Source organism: Streptosporangium sp. NPDC000095 (assembly GCF_042899335.1).
Classification (GTDB): Bacteria; Actinomycetota; Actinomycetes; order Streptosporangiales; family Streptosporangiaceae; genus Streptosporangium.
In genome coordinates this window covers 12066-27150 of sequence record NZ_JBIAZS010000013.1, presented here as the reverse complement: position 1 = coordinate 27150, position 15085 = coordinate 12066, and the positions used below count along the sequence as shown (strand labels likewise).

Here is a 15085-nt window from a genome sequence, read left to right as displayed (position 1 = left end):
GGTCATCGGGGCGGCCTCGGCAGGCTCAGGCCGAGCATCGCGATGAGCTCGCGCTGGACCTCGTTGACGCCGCCGCCGAAGGTGAGCACGAGCGCGCCCTTCGCGCCGCGGTCCACGCGTCTCATCAGGTCCGCCGTCTCCGGGTCGGACGGGTCACCGAAGCGCGCCAGGACCTCGCCGACGATCCTGCCGACGTCCTGCAGCCGCTCCGAGCCGTACACCTTGGTGGCCGAGGCGTCGGGGGCGCCCAGCCAGCCGAGGTCCATGTTGGCCGCGACCTGCCAGTTCAGCAGCTCGTTGGTCCTGAAGTAGGCGTAGACCTGGCCGAGCGCCCTGCGTACCGCGGGTTCCTCGATCGTGCCGGTACGGCGGGCCCAGGCGAGGAACCGGTCGTAGGTGTGGGCGATGTTGCCCGCGGGGCCGAGCGTGACCCGCTCGTGGTTGAGCTGGTTGACGATCAGGTCCCAGCCCTTGTTCTCCTCCCCCACGACCATGTCCACCGGCACCCGCACGTCGGAGTAGTAGGTGGAGTTGGTGTGGTGGTTCCCGTCCATCGTGACGATCGGGGTCCACGAGTAGCCGGGATCGGCGCAGTCGACGATCATCATCGTGATCCCACGGTGCTTCTTCGCGTCCGGGTCGGTACGGGCGGCGAGCCAGATGTAGTGGGAGTAGTGGCCGCCCGAGGTGAAGATCTTCTGCCCGTTCACGACGTAGTGGTCGCCGTCGCGGACCGCGGCGGTGCGCAGCGAGGCGAGGTCGGTGCCCGCCCCCGGCTCGCTGTAGCCGATCGCGAAGTGACACTCTCCCGCCAGGATGCGCGGCAGGAAGAACTCCTTCTGCGCCGCCGTCCCGTACTGCATCAGGGTCGGACCGACGGTCTGCACGGTGATGATCGGGTACGGCACCTCGGCGCGGGCGATCTCGTTCGCGAAGATCTGCTGCTCCAGCGGGCCGTATCCGCCGCCGCCGTACTCCTTGGGCCAGCCGAGTCCGAGCTTGCCGTCGCGGCCGAGGGCGCGGCAGTGCTCCATGTAGGCGTGGCCGAACGGGTCGGCGGAGATCCGCGCTCGTTCCTCCGCGCTGAGGCACGACCGGAAGTACTCGCGCAGTTCGTCGCGGAGCCTCTTCTGGTCGGGGGTGAGGTCGATCAGCATCAGACGAGCGCTCCGATCGTGTCGAGCCGGGCCTCCACCCCGCCCAGCAGGTGGGCGTGGTGCTTGCCCCAGGCGAAGTAGCGGTGCAGCGGATAGGTCACGTCCACCCCGATGCCGCCGTGCAGGTGCTGGCAGGTGTAGAGCGCCCGCAGCGCCTGGTCGGTCACGGTGAGGGCGCCGACGGCCAGGTCCGTCTCGGCCTCCTCGTCCGCCCCCTCGGCGAGCCGCCACGCCCCGGACCACACGGCCACGTCCAGCGCCCGCCCCGCGATGTAGACGTCGGCGATCTGCACGGTGACCGCCTGGAACTCGGCCAGCGCCCGGCCGAACTGCTTGCGCGTCCTGATGTACTCGGTGGTGAGCGCGAGCGCGCCGGCCAGCACCCCGGAGGTGACGGCGATGTTCCCGGCCAGCGCGAGTCTTCGCAGGCCGGCGGACGCCGCACCGTCCCGCGCCCCGACGGGCTCACCGGGGGTGCCCTCCAGGACTAGCGTGGCGGCGGGCTCGCCGGTGGAGGTCGGCACCGGCCGCAGGTCCGCCTCGGCGGGATCGACCAGGAACAGGCCGACCCCGGTGGCGGTGGCGGCGGGGACGAGGATCCTCGCGGCCTGGGCGGCGTACGGCGTCGTGCCCTTGGCGCCGTCCAGCACCCATCCGGCGCCGTCCTCGCGGGCGGTCGTGAGCGGCGGGGCACCGAGGTCGCCGAAGGCACGCCCCGGCTCGGAGGGGGCGACGGCCAGGGAGATCTCGCCGGCGACCAGCGGGGCGAGTGCCTGGCGCTGCTCCCCGGAGCCGTACCTGGTGATCACCTGCGCCGCGACCAGGCTCTGCTCGGCGGGGACCGGGGCCACGTGGGCGCCGATCTCCCGCAGGACGACCGCCATCTCCACCGGCCCGAGCCCCGCGCCTCCGGCCTCCTCCGGCAGGCAGGCGCCGAGCAGTCCCGCCTGGGCGAGGGAGCGCCAGAGTGCGGCGTCGTAGGGCGCGTCCCCCTTCTCATGGGCTTCGAGCCTGGCCGGGGTCACCTCCTTGCCGAGGAGGTCGACCGCGAGTCCGCGCAGGTCGGTCTGTGTCTCGTCGAGATTGAAGTCCACTGGCGCTCCAGGGTCTCTGTCGGCCGCGTCACCCTTCCGGAAAGTAGAACAGATTCTATTCTGTGTCCATAGTCGGCCTATGGCAACAAGTCACCGCATAACCGCCGCACCGCATATGCCATGTAAGCGCGGGCCATCTTTGTGACCGGCGAGTAACCCATCGGAGTATCCCTAAATCAGATAACGTGTTCTCATGCCCAGCCCGCATGTGACCACCGACACACCGGTCACCCCGCGCCGGACCGGCAGGCACGCCCCGAGCGGCGCCGATCCGGCCGTCACCGAGGGGGCACCCGGCATGCAGAGTGAGTCGGCACCCACGAGCGTCCGCACCAGGAGCCAGCACCAGCGGCGCAAGCGCATCGTCCAGGCGGCCGCCGCCCTCGCCTCACGAGGTGGCGTCGAGGCGATGCAGATGCGGACCGTCGCCGAGCGCGCCGGGGTAGCGCTCGGAACGCTCTACCGATACTTCCCCTCCAAGATGGATCTCGTCGTCGCCGTCGTCGGCGAGGAGATCGACCTGCTGGAGACCAGCATCGAGCGTCGCCCGCCCAGCGCCACGACGGCCTCAGGGCGGGCCGTCGACGTGCTGATGCGCGCCACTCGGGGCCTGATGCGCGAGCCGGAGCTCGCCGACGCGCTCATCCGCTCGCTGATCATGGCCGATGTCGACATACCGTTCGGCGACCGGATGGCGGGGTTGCTGCTCCGCGTCGCCGGAGCCGACCTCACCGCCGAGACCGCCACCGAGGAGCAGTTCGCCCTCGCGGGCTCACTGTCCAGCGTCTGGGTGCACGAACTCATGGAGATGCTCAGGGGCCGGCGCACGTACGAGCAGATCCAGCGCCGCATCGAGATCGCCGCCGGACGCCTGTTCGCCGACTTCCAGCCCTCCGCCTCCGGCTGAGAGGCGTTCCGTGAGAAACCCCACCCCGCCTTCCACCTGAAATTAGAACCCGTTACAGTCGCTACCGAAGGCGACTAGAGCGACGTTCTGGAGTGACGCGCGGGCGGGCGGATCGGCGGGGACGGCCGTCCGGTGCGCGCGAGCTCCCGGCCGGATGGCGAGGAGATCGTTATGGGTGCGGTGATCGTCGAGGCAGTGAGAACCCCGATCGGCAGGCGCAACGGATGGCTCGCCGGGCTGAAGCCGCAGGCGGTCCTCGCCGCCGCGCTCACCGGTCTGATCGGCAGGTCGGGCATCGACCCCGCCGCCGTGGAACAGGTTTTCGCCGGGTGCGTCACGCAGGCGGGAGAGCAGGGCGGCCACGTCGGACGGCACTCCTGGCTCTACGCCGGGCTGCCCTACCAGACGGGGGTGACCACGATCGACGCGCAGTGCGGCTCCTCGCAGCAGGCGGTGCACCTGGTCGCGGCGCTCATCCAGGCCGGGGTGATCGACGTCGGCGTGGCCTGCGGCGTCGAGGTGATGAGCCGGGCTCCGCTCGGTTCCAACGTGCTGCCCGCCGACCCCCGGCCCGACGACTGGGACCTCGACCTGCCCGACCAGTTCACCGCCGCGGAGCGGATCGCGCGGCGGCGCGGGCTCACCCGCGAGTCGCTCGACCGGTTCGGCGCCAGGTCCCAGCGCCTCGCCGCGGAGGCGTGGGCCCAGGGCCGCTTCGACCGGGAGGTCGTCGCGGTGACCGCGCCGGTCCTCGACCGTGAAGGTGCGCCCACCGGCGAGACCCGTGTCGTCGACAGGGACCAGGGGTTGCGCGAGACCACCGTCGAAGGGCTCGCCGGGCTCAGGCCCGTCATGGGCGAGGGCGGCCTGCACACGGCGGGCACCTCCTCGCAGATCTCCGACGGCGCGGCGGCGGTGCTGCTGATGAGCGAGGAGGCCGCCGCCCGGCACGGCCTGCGGCCCCGGGCCCGCGTCCTCGCCCAGGCGCTCGTCGGCTCCGAGCCGTACTACCACCTGGACGGACCGGTGGACGCGACCGCCAAGGTCCTGTCCTCGACCGGGATGAGCACGGCCGACATCGATAGGTTCGAGGTGAACGAGGCTTTCGCCTCGGTGGTCTTATCCTGGTCATCGGTGCACAAGCCAGACATGGAACGGGTCAATGTCAACGGCGGCGCCATCGCGCTCGGCCATCCGGTCGGAGCGACCGGTTCCCGACTGATCACCACCGCCCTGCACGAGCTTGAGCGGTCCGACTCCTCGACCGCGCTGGTGGCGATGTGCGCGGGCGGGGCGCTCGCGACCGCGACCATCCTGGAGCGCCTCTGAGCGGCGCCGATACCCTGAGGCGTCTCGCGTGGCGCCGGCCACCCGAGGCGCACCTGAGGCGCCGCCGACCCGAGACGCCCCGCGTGGCGCCGGTGAGGAGCACCACCGTTGACCCCCCGCAGGTCGTACAAGGAGCACCAGCGTTGAAATCCCTCCGCAGGCCGTACAGCGAACAGCGTCCGTTCGACACCGGGGGCGGGGTGTGGAGCGTGCCCGTCCCGATCCCCGGCAACCCGCTCGGCTACACGCTGGTCTACGCGATCGAGTCCCCGGCGGGCCCCGTCCTGGTCGACGCGGGCTGGAACGCCCCCGAGGCGTGGCTGGCGCTGCGCGACGGGCTGGGGGCGGTCGGCATCGACGTCCGCGACGTGCGCGGGGTGGTCGTGACCCATTTCCACCCCGACCACGCCGGGCTGGCCGGCCAGGTGAGGGAGGAGTCCGGTGCGTGGATCGCGATGCACGAGGCCGACGCCGCGTTGATCGACTTCATGCGGCGGTTCGAGGGCGACGCGCAGCGCGACTTCCAGGCCGACATGCTGCGCCGGGCGGGAGCGGGAGCCGTCGAGGTGGAGGAGGTGAGGGGGAACCGGCCGCGGCCGCCCGCGCTCCCCGACCGCGTTCTCACCGACGGCGACCTGATCGACCTGCCGGGGCGCAGGCTCCGGACGATCTGGACGCCCGGTCACACTCCCGGCCACATCTGCCTGCACCTGGAGGACGCCGACCGGATCTTCACCGGGGACCACGTGCTGCCGGCGATCACGCCGCACATCGGGATCTACCCGTACGACCGCGCGGACGTGGATCCGCTCAGCGACTTCCTGGAGTCGCTGGAGAAGGTGAAGGGGATGGGACAGCTCGAGGCCCTGCCAGCCCATGAATGGATATTTCAGGACACGGCGGCTCGGGCGACGGAGATCCACATCCACCACGAGGAGAAGCTCCGCCGGCTCGCCGCCCTGCTCGGTGAGGAGAAGGAGCCCCTGACCATCTGGGAGATCGCCGAACGCATGACCTGGAACCGCCCCTGGAAGGACTTCCCCGCCGTACTGCGCGGGATGGCGGCCGGCGAGGCCGCGGCCCACCTGCGCACGCTGGAGGTACGCGGAGTCGTCCGCCGCGTGACGGGGGTGGATCCGGTGCGGTTCGCCATACACTCATAGACATCGGATGTCTGGCGCGACCTGAGGACGGTGCGGAGTGGCGGTCACCGACGCCGCTATCGACAAGATCAAAGAAATGATCCTGTCTGGCGATCTCGCCCCGGGCAGCAAACTGCCCAAGGAGTCCGACCTCGCCGATCGGCTCGGCCTGTCACGCAACTCCCTGCGCGAGGCCGTCAGGGCCCTGGCCCTGATCAAGGTGCTGGACGTGCGCCAGGGCGACGGCACGTACGTGACCAGCCTGGAGCCCAGGCTCCTGCTCGACGCGATGTCGTTCGTGGTCGACTTCCACCAGGACGACACCGTGCTGCAGTTCTTCCAGGTGCGGCGGATCCTGGAGCCCGCGGCGACCGCGATGGCGGCGGAGCACATGTCCGAGTCCGACATCACCGAGCTGCGCAAGATCCTCGACGGACTGCCTCCCAATCCGAGCGTCGAGCAGATGGTGTCCAACGACCTGGAGTTCCACCAGCGCATCGCGGCGGGCTCCGGCAACACGGTGCTGTGCTCCCTCATCGAGAGTCTCTCCGGCCCCACCACCAAGGCCAGGATCTGGCGGGGCCTCACCCAGGAGAACGCCCAGGAGAAGACCCTGGAGCAGCACGCCGCGATCTGCGACGCCATCGCCGCCCGCCAGCCCGAGGTGGCGCGGGCCTGGGCCACGGTCCACATCGCCGGGGTCGAGGAGTGGCTCCGCAAGACCCTCACCTGACGATCCCCGCGGCCGTCTCGCGCGCTTCGGTGGTCCCCATCCGCACCGGTACAGGTCGACCGGGACCGGCAGAGCAGGCGAAGCACGACAAACGCCCGACCCGGACAAGCACGAGCACGAACAGGCGCCGGACTCAGGCGAGTGCCTCGCGGTTGCGCCGCAGGAAATCGCGCTCGGCCTCGTTGTGGGTGAGGGCGATCGCCGCCTCGTAGGCCCGCGCCGCCTCGGTGGTGCGGCCCAGCCGCCTGAGCAGGTCGGCGCGGACGGCGTGGAACAGATGGTAGTCATCGAGGTCGAGGTCCTCGACCAGGATGAGCGCCGCCTGCGGCCCGTCGACCTCGGCCACCGCGACGGCGCGGTTGAGCGCCACGACCGGGTTGGGGACGAGGGCCAGGAGCCGGTCGTACAGCGCCAGGATCTGCCACCAGTCGGTGAGGGCCGCGTTCGGCGCGTCGCTGTGCACGGCGTTGATCGCGGCCTGGATCTGGTAGGGGCCCGGCCGGTCGCGCCGCAGGCAGCGGCGCACGATGGCCTGGCCCTCGGTGATCAGGTCGCGATCCCATCGGCTCCGGTCCTGGTCCGCCAGCAGCACCAGGTCGCCGTCCGGCGTGGTGCGGGCGGCCCGGCGGGACTCGACGAGCAGCATGAGCCCGAGCAGCCCCATGACCTCGGGTTCGTCGGGCATGAGCTCGGCCAGAAGCCTTCCCAGCCGGACGGCCTCCGCGCAGAGCTCGTCGCGGACCAGCCGCTCGCCCGAGCTCGCCGTGTGCCCCTCGTTGAAGATGAGGTAGATCACGGCCAGGACGGACCTGAGCCGGTCCGGGAGATCGGCCTCGGCCGGGACCCGGTACGGGATCCCCGCGGCGCGGATCTTGTTCTTCGCCCGGACGATCCGCTGGGCCATGGTCGCCTCGGGGACCAGGAAGGACCGGGCGATCTCAGCGGTGGTGAGCCCGCCCAGCAGCCTCAGCGTCAGCGCGACCCTGGCGTTGGCCGAGAGCGCGGGATGACAGCAGGTGAAGATCAGGCGGAGCCGGTCGTCGCGCACCGCGCCCTCCTCCCATGGCTCGTCACCGGCGTACAGCAGGGCCGCCTGGGCATGGCGGTCCTGGCGGGTCGCCTCCCGCCGGAACCGGTCGATCGCCCTGTTGCGGGCGGTCGTGATGATCCACCCCGCCGGGTTCGGCGGCAGGCCGGTGGAGGGCCACAGCCGTACCGCCACGGTGAAGGCGTCCTGGACCGCCTCCTCGGCGAGGTCGATGTCACCGAGGAGGCGGACCAGGACCGCGACCGCGCGCCCGTACTCCGCGCGGAACACCCGGTCGATCTCCGAGGCCGGAACGCCCTCCATCCTGGACGTCAGCCCGCCTCACCCTGGAACGGCCGCACCTCGACGGGGAGAAGACCGATCGCCAGGGCGAGCCTGCGTCCCCATTCGAGCGCCTCGTCGAGGTCCGGCGCCCTGATGACGGTGAACCCGCCGAGGTGTTCCTTGCCCTCGGTGTACGGGCCGTCGGTCATGAGCGTGTCACCGTCCTTGACGCGGATCACGGTCGCCGTGTCCGGGGGGTGCAGTCCACCGGAGAAGACCCACACGCCGGCGGCCCGCATCTCCTCTTCCAGTGCGCCCAGGTTTCTTACGATCGGTTCCAGCACCTCGGGCGCGGGAACGCCTCCGTCGGGCTGATAGATGCTGAGCAGATACTGTTTCATCGCGCCTCCTGGGCCGGTGCGGCACCATCGCCGCCTTCCTACCCTTCACACGAACGGCGTCCGACGAAATCGACACCGGGCGCGACGGTCCCGCGAAATTCAACGGAGACCGGGCGGCTCAGGAGATGAGGCCCTCGGCGGTGAGGTCGGTCCAGAGGGCTTCCGGGACAGGTCTGGCGGCCAGTTCCGCGTTGCGGACGACCTCGGCGGCGGAGCGGGCGCCGATCACGACGCTCGCGACGGCCGGGTGGCGCAGGGGGAAGGCGAGGGCCGCCTGGGGGAGGGTGACGTCGTGGCGTTCGCAGACGGCGGCGATGCGGCGGGCGCGCTCCAGGAGCGGTCCGGAGGCGGGGGCGTAGTCGTAGGTGCCCGACGGGTCGTGGGTGGCGAGCAGTCCGCTGTTGAAGACCCCGGCGGCGAGCACCGAGACGCCGCGCTCGGCGCACAGGGGCAGCAACTCCTCCTCCCCCGACCGGTCAAGGAGGGTGTAGCGCCCGGCGAGCATGACCGTGTCGACGCCGGTCTCGCGGACGAACGCGGCGAGCATCCCCGTCTGGTTCATGCCGACCCCGACGGACTTCACGACGCCCTGGTCGCGCAGTTCGGCGAGGACCGGGTACGCCTCGGAGACGGCCTGCTCCCAGTGGTCGTCCGGGTCGTGGATCAGGGCGATGTCGACCGCGTCGAGGCCGAGCCGCTCCAGGCTCTCCTCCAGCGACCGCAGGATCCCGTCGCGGGAGAAGTCCCACACCCGGCGCATGTCCGCGGGGACGTCGAAGCCCTGGTCGTCCCGGCCGAAGGGGCCTTCGCCGGCGGCGGGCACGAGCAGACGTCCGACCTTGGTGGACAGGGTGTAGGAGTCGCGGGGCCTTTCCGCCAGGGCGGCGCCGAGTCGTCGTTCCGACAGGCCGAGCCCGTAGTGGGGCGCGGTGTCGAACAGGCGGACGCCCGCCTCGTAGGCCGCGTCCACCGCCGCGCGCGCCACGTCCTCACCGACCGCCGAGAACAGGTTCCCGATCGGCGCCGCGCCGAAGCCGTACCTGCTAACCCGCACCGCCTGCTCCGTTCCGTTTCTGCGATCCCGCCGGAATCCCTGTCACGACTTCGGCCGGAGCCTGAGCCCCTGCATCCCGCCGTCCACGGCCAGGATCGTGCCGGTGGTGGCCGAGGCGAGCGGGCTCGCGAGGTAGGCGATCGCGGCGGCGACCTCCGGGGCGCTCACCAGGCGGCCCATCGGCTGGCGGGCCTCCAGCGCCGCCCGCTCGGCCTCCGGGTCCTGCGCCGCGTCCAGCAGGCGCTGCACCCAGGGGGTGTCGGCGGTGCCCGGGTTGACGCAGTTGACCCGGATGCCCTCGCGCACGTGGTCGGCCGCCATCGCCAGCGTCAACGACTGGATCGCCCCCTTGGACGCGCTGTAGAGCGCCCGCTGGGGCAGTCCCGCCGTCGCCGCGATCGAGCAGGTGTTGACGATCACGGCGTGCTCCGAGCGGCGCAGGTGCGGCAGGCTCGCCCGGGTGACCCGGACGATGCCCAGGACGTTGACGTCCATCACCCTGGCCCACTCCTCGTAGGGGTTGTCCTCGATCGTCCCTGCGGCGCCGATCCCGGCGTTGTTCACCAGGATGTCCAGGCCACCGAGCCGCTCGACGGCCTCGGCGACGGCCGCACGGACCGCCTCCTCGTCGGTGACGTCGGCCCTCACCTCGACGAACGGGCCACCGGAGGCGTTGATGTCGAGGGAGGCCACCCTCGCCCCGCGTTCGGCCAGCAGGGTGGCGGTGGCCAGCCCGATGCCGGATCCGCCGCCGGTGACCAGGGCGCGCATGCCGTCGAACTCACCCATTGAGAGACCTCCGTACCGTTTCGTCGCTCACGCCTGTCCCATGGTCTGCCGCTGGCGCCCGAGTCCGTCGATCTCCAGCTCCACGACCTGCCCCGCGCGCAGGTACGGTGTGCCGGGCAGGCCGAGCGCGACGCCCGCCGGGGTGCCGGTGTTGATCAGGTCACCGGGTTCGAGGACCATGAACCGGCTGAGGTAGCGGATCACCTCCGCCACGGTGAAGATCATGTTCTTGGTGTCGCCGTTCTGGAACCGCTCCCCGTCCACCCACAGGCGCAGGCCAAGGGCCTGCGGGTCGGGGATCTCGTCGGGGGTGACCAGCCAGGGACCGAGCGGGTTGAAGGTCTCGCAGGACTTGCCCTTGTCCCACTGGCCGCCGCGCTCCAGCTGGAACTCGCGCTCGGAGACGTCGTTGGAGATGGTGTAGCCCGCGACCTTGGACAGCGCCTCCTCGTGTGTCTCGACGTAGCGGGCCGTCTCGCCGATGACGACGGCCAGCTCGACCTCCCAGTCGGTCTTCACGCTGTCCCTGGGGATGAGCACCTCGTCGTCGGGCCCGACGATCGTGTTGGGCGCCTTCATGAAGACGATCGGCTCGGCCGGGGTGGCGGCGTTCGTCTCCGTCGCGTGGTCGATGTAGTTGAGGCCGATGCACACGATCTTCCCGGGCCGCGCGATCGGGGCGCCGATCCGCAGTCCTTCGGCGTCCAGCACGGGAAGATCGTCCCGCTCCAGTGCCTCGCGGACCCGAGCCACGCCTCCCGAAGCGAAGAAAGCCCCGTCGATCTCGGTTTCCGAGATTGCACGGAGGTTACCGGCCTCGTCCAGGACGGCCGGGCGCTCCTGGCCCACGGGTCCCACTCGCAGTAGCTTCACGCCGTACCCTTCACTGATACATCGGATGTCTTGTTCCGTGATGTTTAACGACACCAAACCTCGGTGTCAACCCTCACCGATCGAAACATCTCCTCCACCATCGAGGGGGAACCGCGGCCGGAAGGGTTGAACGTGACACGCTCGGATACACCCGATGACTTGACGCTCTGGTACGACAGACCGGCCGCCGACTGGGAAACCCAGGCGTTACCGATCGGCAACGGCGCGCTGGGTGCCACGGTGTTCGGCGGCGTCGGCGGCGAGCGGATCCAGTTCAACGAGAAGTCGCTGTGGACCGGCGGCCCCGGAGCGAACGGCTACGACTTCGGCAACTGGACCTCCCCGAGGCCGGACGCGATCGCCGAGATCAGGGCGCGGATCGACCGCGACGGCGCGATGTCCCCCGAGGCGGTGGCGGCGAGGCTCGGGCAACCCAGGAGCGGATTCGGTGCCTACCAGGCTTTCGGGGACCTCTGGCTGGACATGCACGACGGCCCCGAGTTCCCCGAGGGCGCCGTCACCGGTTACCGCAGGGAGCTGGACCTGCGCGAGGCGGTCGCCAGGGTCGGTTACACCGCGAACGGGGTGACCCACTCCCGCGAGTACTTCGCCAGCCACCCGGGAAACGTCGTCGTCGGCAGGCTCTCCGCCGACAGGGGCGGCGAGGTCTCCTTCACGCTGCGCACCTCCTCTCCCCGCGACGACGGGCAGGTCTCGGTCTCCGAGGGCCGCCTCACCGTGAGGGGCGTCCTCGCCGACAACGGCATGAGGTTCGAGGCGCAGGTCCAGGTGATCGCCCGGGGCGGCACCCGCACCGACGGCACCGACGAGATCACCGTCACGGGCGCGGACAGCGCGGTGTTCGTCCTGTCTGCGGGCACCGACTACTCCGACGTCTACCCGGCCTACCGGACCGCGGACCCGCACGCCACGGTGACCGAGGCGGTCGACGGGGCCTCCCGCAGGTCGTACGAGGAGCTCAGGGCCGAGCACCGGGCCGACCACCGCAGGCTGTTCGACCGGGTCGGGCTCGACCTCGGGCAGAGGACCCCGGCCGTCCCGACCGACAGGCTGCGCGCGGCCTACACCGGCGGCGCCTCGGCCGACGACCGGGCGCTGGAGGCGATGTTCTTCGCCTACGGCCGCTACCTGCTGATCGCCTCCTCCAGGGAGGGGTCGCTCCCGGCGAACCTGCAGGGCGTGTGGAACGATTCCATCGATCCTCCCTGGGCGGCCGACTACCACGTCAACATCAACCTGCAGATGAACTACTGGCTCGCCGAGCAGACCAACCTCGCCGAGACGACCGAGCCGTACGACCGCTACATCCGGTCGCTGGTCGCTCCCGGTGAGAGGACCGCGCGGGAGATGTTCGGGGCGCGCGGCTGGGTGGTGCACAACGAGACCAACCCGTTCGGCTTCACCGGCGTGCACGACTGGGCCACCGCGTTCTGGTTCCCCGAGGCGGCGGCGTGGCTCACCCTGCGGATGTACGACCGCTACCGTTTCAGCGGCGACATCGAGTATCTGCGCGAGACCGCGTACCCGGTGATGAAGGGCGCGGCCGAGTTCTGGCTGGACACCCTCCACACCGACCCGCGCGACGGTGGGCTGGTGGTCTCCCCCGGCTACTCCCCCGAGCACGGCGACTTCACGGCGGGCGCCTCGATGTCCCAGCAGATCGTCTTCCAACTGCTGACCGACACCCTGGAGGCGGCGAAGACACTGAGGACCGACACGGCCTTCCAGGCCGAGGTGACGGCCGCGCTGGCCACGCTCGACCCGGGGATCCGCATCGGGTGCCGGGGACAGCTCCAGGAGTGGAAGGAGGACCTCGACGACCCGGGTGACACCCACCGGCACGTCTCCCACCTGTTCGCACTGCACCCCGGACGGCAGATCATCGCCGGCACCCCGGAGGCCGAGGCGGCCAGAATCTCGCTCACCGCGCGGGGCGACGGCGGCACCGGCTGGAGCAAGGCGTGGAAGATCAACTTTTGGGCCCGCCTGCTGGACGGTGACCGCGCGCACAGGATGCTCGTCGAACAGCTCGGCGGCTCCACTCTGGACAACCTGTGGGACACCCACCCGCCGTTCCAGATCGACGGCAACTTCGGCGCCACCTCCGGCATGGCCGAGATGCTGCTGCAGAGCGGACACGGCACGGTCCACGTGCTGCCCGCGCTGCCGTCCGCCTGGCCCACCGGTTCGGTGACCGGCCTGCGCGCCCGGGGCGACGTGACCGTGGACGTCTCGTGGCGGGACGGCGACGCCGACAGGGTCACCGTGCACGCCGGGACGTCGGGCCCCCTCAGGGTCCGCGCCGCCATGGTCGGTGGCCGACACCACGTCGAGGACGAGCGCGGCGGGATCGTCACCCCGCGTCGCGACGGTGACGTCATCACCATCGACGCCGAGGCCGGCGGGTCCTACACGATCGTCAAGCTCGCCGTCCCCTGATCGCGGCCGCCGTGCGGGCTCCGACTTGACGAGACCCCCTTACCGTAATAGAACACGTTCCAGAAAGAAGAATCGCCGAGCGCCCGCTCAGGCACTCGGTAACTCGGCGTGCCCGGAGCGGAAGGCGGGAGCAGCAAAAAGTCCCGCGATCGCCACGTTCGCGATGGATTTTCGGCGAACGCGTGAGGGTACGCCGCTGACCGCACCCCCAAAATCGCGCCGATATGAACCGTGTCACGAAAACGCCGACCGGTTCGCAGGAGGACCATTGGATATCGATCTGGTCGACCAGGACTTCTACTGGCAGAACGGCGCACCCTACGAACAGCTGGCCTGGCTGCGGGCGAACGCGCCGGTCTACGCGCACCCGGGCGACGCCGAGCGGGGATGGCCGGGCTTCTGGGCGGTCACCAAGCACGCCGACGTGGTGCAGGTATCCCGCCGCTCCGACCTGTTCTCGTCGAGCAGGAAGCTCGCGCTCTTCAACGAGATCCCCGAGGACCAGAGGGCCCTCCAGCGGCTGATGATGCTCAACCAGGACCCACCGGAGCACACCCGGCGGCGCTCCCTGGTCAACCGGGGCTTCACCCCGCGCATGATGAACGCCCTGGAGGGGCACATCCGCGACATCTGCCACGAGTTGGTGGACGAGGCGAAGGGGCGCGGCTCGGTCGACTTCGTCAGGGACATCGCCGCCCCGCTCCCGCTGTACGTGATCTGCGAGCTGCTCGGCGCCCCCGTCGAGGATCGCGACAAGATCTTCAACTGGTCCAACCAGATGATCGGGGCCGAGGACCCCGACTACGCGGCCGATCCCGAAGAGGGCACGAACGCGGCGATGGAGGTCTACGCCTACGCCAACACCCTCGCCGCCGAGCGGCGCGCACAGCCCCGCGAGGACATCGTCACCAAGCTGATCATGCCCGACGCCGCCGGGGAGACCCTCACCGAGGAGGAGTTCGACCTGTTCGTGCTGCTGCTCGTGGTGGCGGGCAACGAGACCACCCGTAACGCCGCCTCGGGCGGCATGCTCGCCTTCTTCGAGAACCCCGAGCAGTGGCGGCGCCTCGTCGCCGACCGCTCTCTCGCCCGCACCGCCGCCGACGAGATCGTCCGCTGGGTCGCCCCGGTGAACCTCTTCCGCCGTACGGCCACCGCCGACACGACGATCGGCGGGCAGGAGGTGAAGGAGGACGACAAGGTCGTGATCTTCTACAGCTCCGCCAACCGGGACGAGGAGGTGTTCGCCGACCCCGGCGTCTTCGACATCGGCCGCGACCCCAACCCGCACATCGGCTTCGGCGGCGGCGGCGCGCACTTCTGCCTGGGCAACCACCTCGCCAAGCTGGAGCTGCGGGTGCTGTTCGAGGTGCTGGCCGAGCGGCTGCCCAACCTGGAGCAGGCGGGCGAGGCCCGCCGCCTGCGGTCCAACTTCATCAACGGCATCAAGGACCTGCCGGTCACCGTCGGCTGAGGTCGGGCGACACCGGACACGACATGGGAGGGCCGCCCTCCCATGTCGGAGGCACCGGAGAATCCGGCTCACACCGGCGGCTCACGGTGGTGCCGTCGGAGCATCCGGCTCGCGGTGGCGCCACTGTGGCGCCACTAAAGAAACCGGGCGAATCTCCCCGCGTCCCATCGAGTCCCCCCGCGTCCTCCCGTGTTTTCCCATGGCCCTCGATGGACCTCGCGGCCCTCGTCCGTGTCTCCCGTGTCTCCCGTGTCTCCCCCTACGCCTCCCCGCCCCGGTCGACGGGTCGCCGGGGTGGCACCACACCCATCGTTTAAACATTCTGTTGAACTTAGATTGTTGACAATAGATTGTGCTTTG

Annotated in this window: 13 protein-coding genes; 6 read left to right on the top strand and 7 right to left on the bottom strand. The window is 70.6% G+C overall.

Going from position 1 to position 15085, the window contains the following annotated elements; translation table 11 throughout:
* Positions 1-2 precede the first annotated feature (2 nt).
* Both ACFY3V_RS26570 and ACFY3V_RS26565 read right to left on the bottom strand, forming a co-directional pair.
* Positions 3-1157, bottom strand: a complete 1155-nt coding sequence (locus ACFY3V_RS26570; protein WP_362899244.1) for an acyl-CoA dehydrogenase family protein — start codon at positions 1155-1157, stop codon at positions 3-5.
* The gene (locus ACFY3V_RS26565; RefSeq protein WP_362899242.1) at positions 1157-2251 is read right to left on the bottom strand and encodes an acyl-CoA dehydrogenase family protein; all 1095 of its coding nucleotides are present in this window, start codon (positions 2249-2251) and stop codon (positions 1157-1159) included. Before ACFY3V_RS26565 ends, ACFY3V_RS26570 begins: the two co-directional genes overlap by 1 nt.
* 298 nt (positions 2252-2549) lie before the next feature.
* Here ACFY3V_RS26565 and ACFY3V_RS26560 point away from each other — a divergent pair, with 298 nt between their 5' ends.
* From ACFY3V_RS26560 to ACFY3V_RS26545, 4 genes are all read left to right on the top strand, one after another.
* Positions 2550-3158 carry a TetR family transcriptional regulator gene (locus tag ACFY3V_RS26560; protein WP_362508246.1) on the top strand — a complete coding sequence of 203 codons (609 nt, stop codon included), beginning with the start codon at positions 2550-2552 and terminating at the stop codon, positions 3156-3158.
* Positions 3159-3329: 171 nt separating this feature from the next.
* Entirely contained in the window at positions 3330-4487 is a 1158-nt protein-coding gene (locus ACFY3V_RS26555; RefSeq protein WP_362899239.1) for a steroid 3-ketoacyl-CoA thiolase, read from the top strand.
* A 143-nt stretch (positions 4488-4630) separates the two neighbouring features.
* Entirely contained in the window at positions 4631-5650 is a 1020-nt protein-coding gene (locus ACFY3V_RS26550; protein WP_389777178.1) for an MBL fold metallo-hydrolase, read from the top strand.
* Positions 5651-5687: 37 nt separating this feature from the next.
* Positions 5688-6362, top strand: a complete 675-nt coding sequence (locus ACFY3V_RS26545; protein WP_362920910.1) for a FadR/GntR family transcriptional regulator — start codon at positions 5688-5690, stop codon at positions 6360-6362.
* 133 nt (positions 6363-6495) lie between these two features.
* Here ACFY3V_RS26545 and ACFY3V_RS26540 read toward each other — a convergent pair whose 3' ends face one another.
* From ACFY3V_RS26540 to ACFY3V_RS26520, 5 genes are all read right to left on the bottom strand, one after another.
* Positions 6496-7713, bottom strand: coding sequence for an RNA polymerase sigma factor (locus tag ACFY3V_RS26540; protein ID WP_389777175.1), 1218 nt, complete (start codon positions 7711-7713; stop codon positions 6496-6498).
* Positions 7714-7721: 8 nt separating this feature from the next.
* Positions 7722-8075, bottom strand: coding sequence for a YciI family protein (locus ACFY3V_RS26535; protein WP_350950241.1), 354 nt, complete (start codon positions 8073-8075; stop codon positions 7722-7724).
* 118 nt (positions 8076-8193) lie between these two features.
* Positions 8194-9129 (bottom strand): aldo/keto reductase, encoded by a 936-nt coding sequence (locus tag ACFY3V_RS26530; RefSeq protein ID WP_362899232.1) that lies wholly within the window; start codon positions 9127-9129, stop codon positions 8194-8196.
* A gap of 42 nt (positions 9130-9171) precedes the next feature.
* On the bottom strand, positions 9172-9918 hold the full coding sequence (locus tag ACFY3V_RS26525) for an SDR family oxidoreductase (RefSeq protein ID WP_362899230.1): 747 nt from the start codon (positions 9916-9918) through the stop codon (positions 9172-9174).
* Between the two features lie 27 nt (positions 9919-9945).
* The gene (locus ACFY3V_RS26520; RefSeq protein ID WP_362899228.1) at positions 9946-10791 is read right to left on the bottom strand and encodes a fumarylacetoacetate hydrolase family protein; all 846 of its coding nucleotides are present in this window, start codon (positions 10789-10791) and stop codon (positions 9946-9948) included.
* Between the two features lie 159 nt (positions 10792-10950).
* On the opposite strand from ACFY3V_RS26520, the gene ACFY3V_RS26515 reads away from it, so the two are divergent.
* Positions 10951-13251, top strand: a complete 2301-nt coding sequence (locus tag ACFY3V_RS26515; protein WP_389777170.1) for a glycoside hydrolase N-terminal domain-containing protein — start codon at positions 10951-10953, stop codon at positions 13249-13251.
* Positions 13252-13519: 268 nt separating this feature from the next.
* Positions 13520-14725, top strand: a complete 1206-nt coding sequence (locus ACFY3V_RS26510; RefSeq protein ID WP_362899224.1) for a cytochrome P450 — start codon at positions 13520-13522, stop codon at positions 14723-14725.
* The last annotated feature ends 360 nt before the right edge of the window (positions 14726-15085 follow it).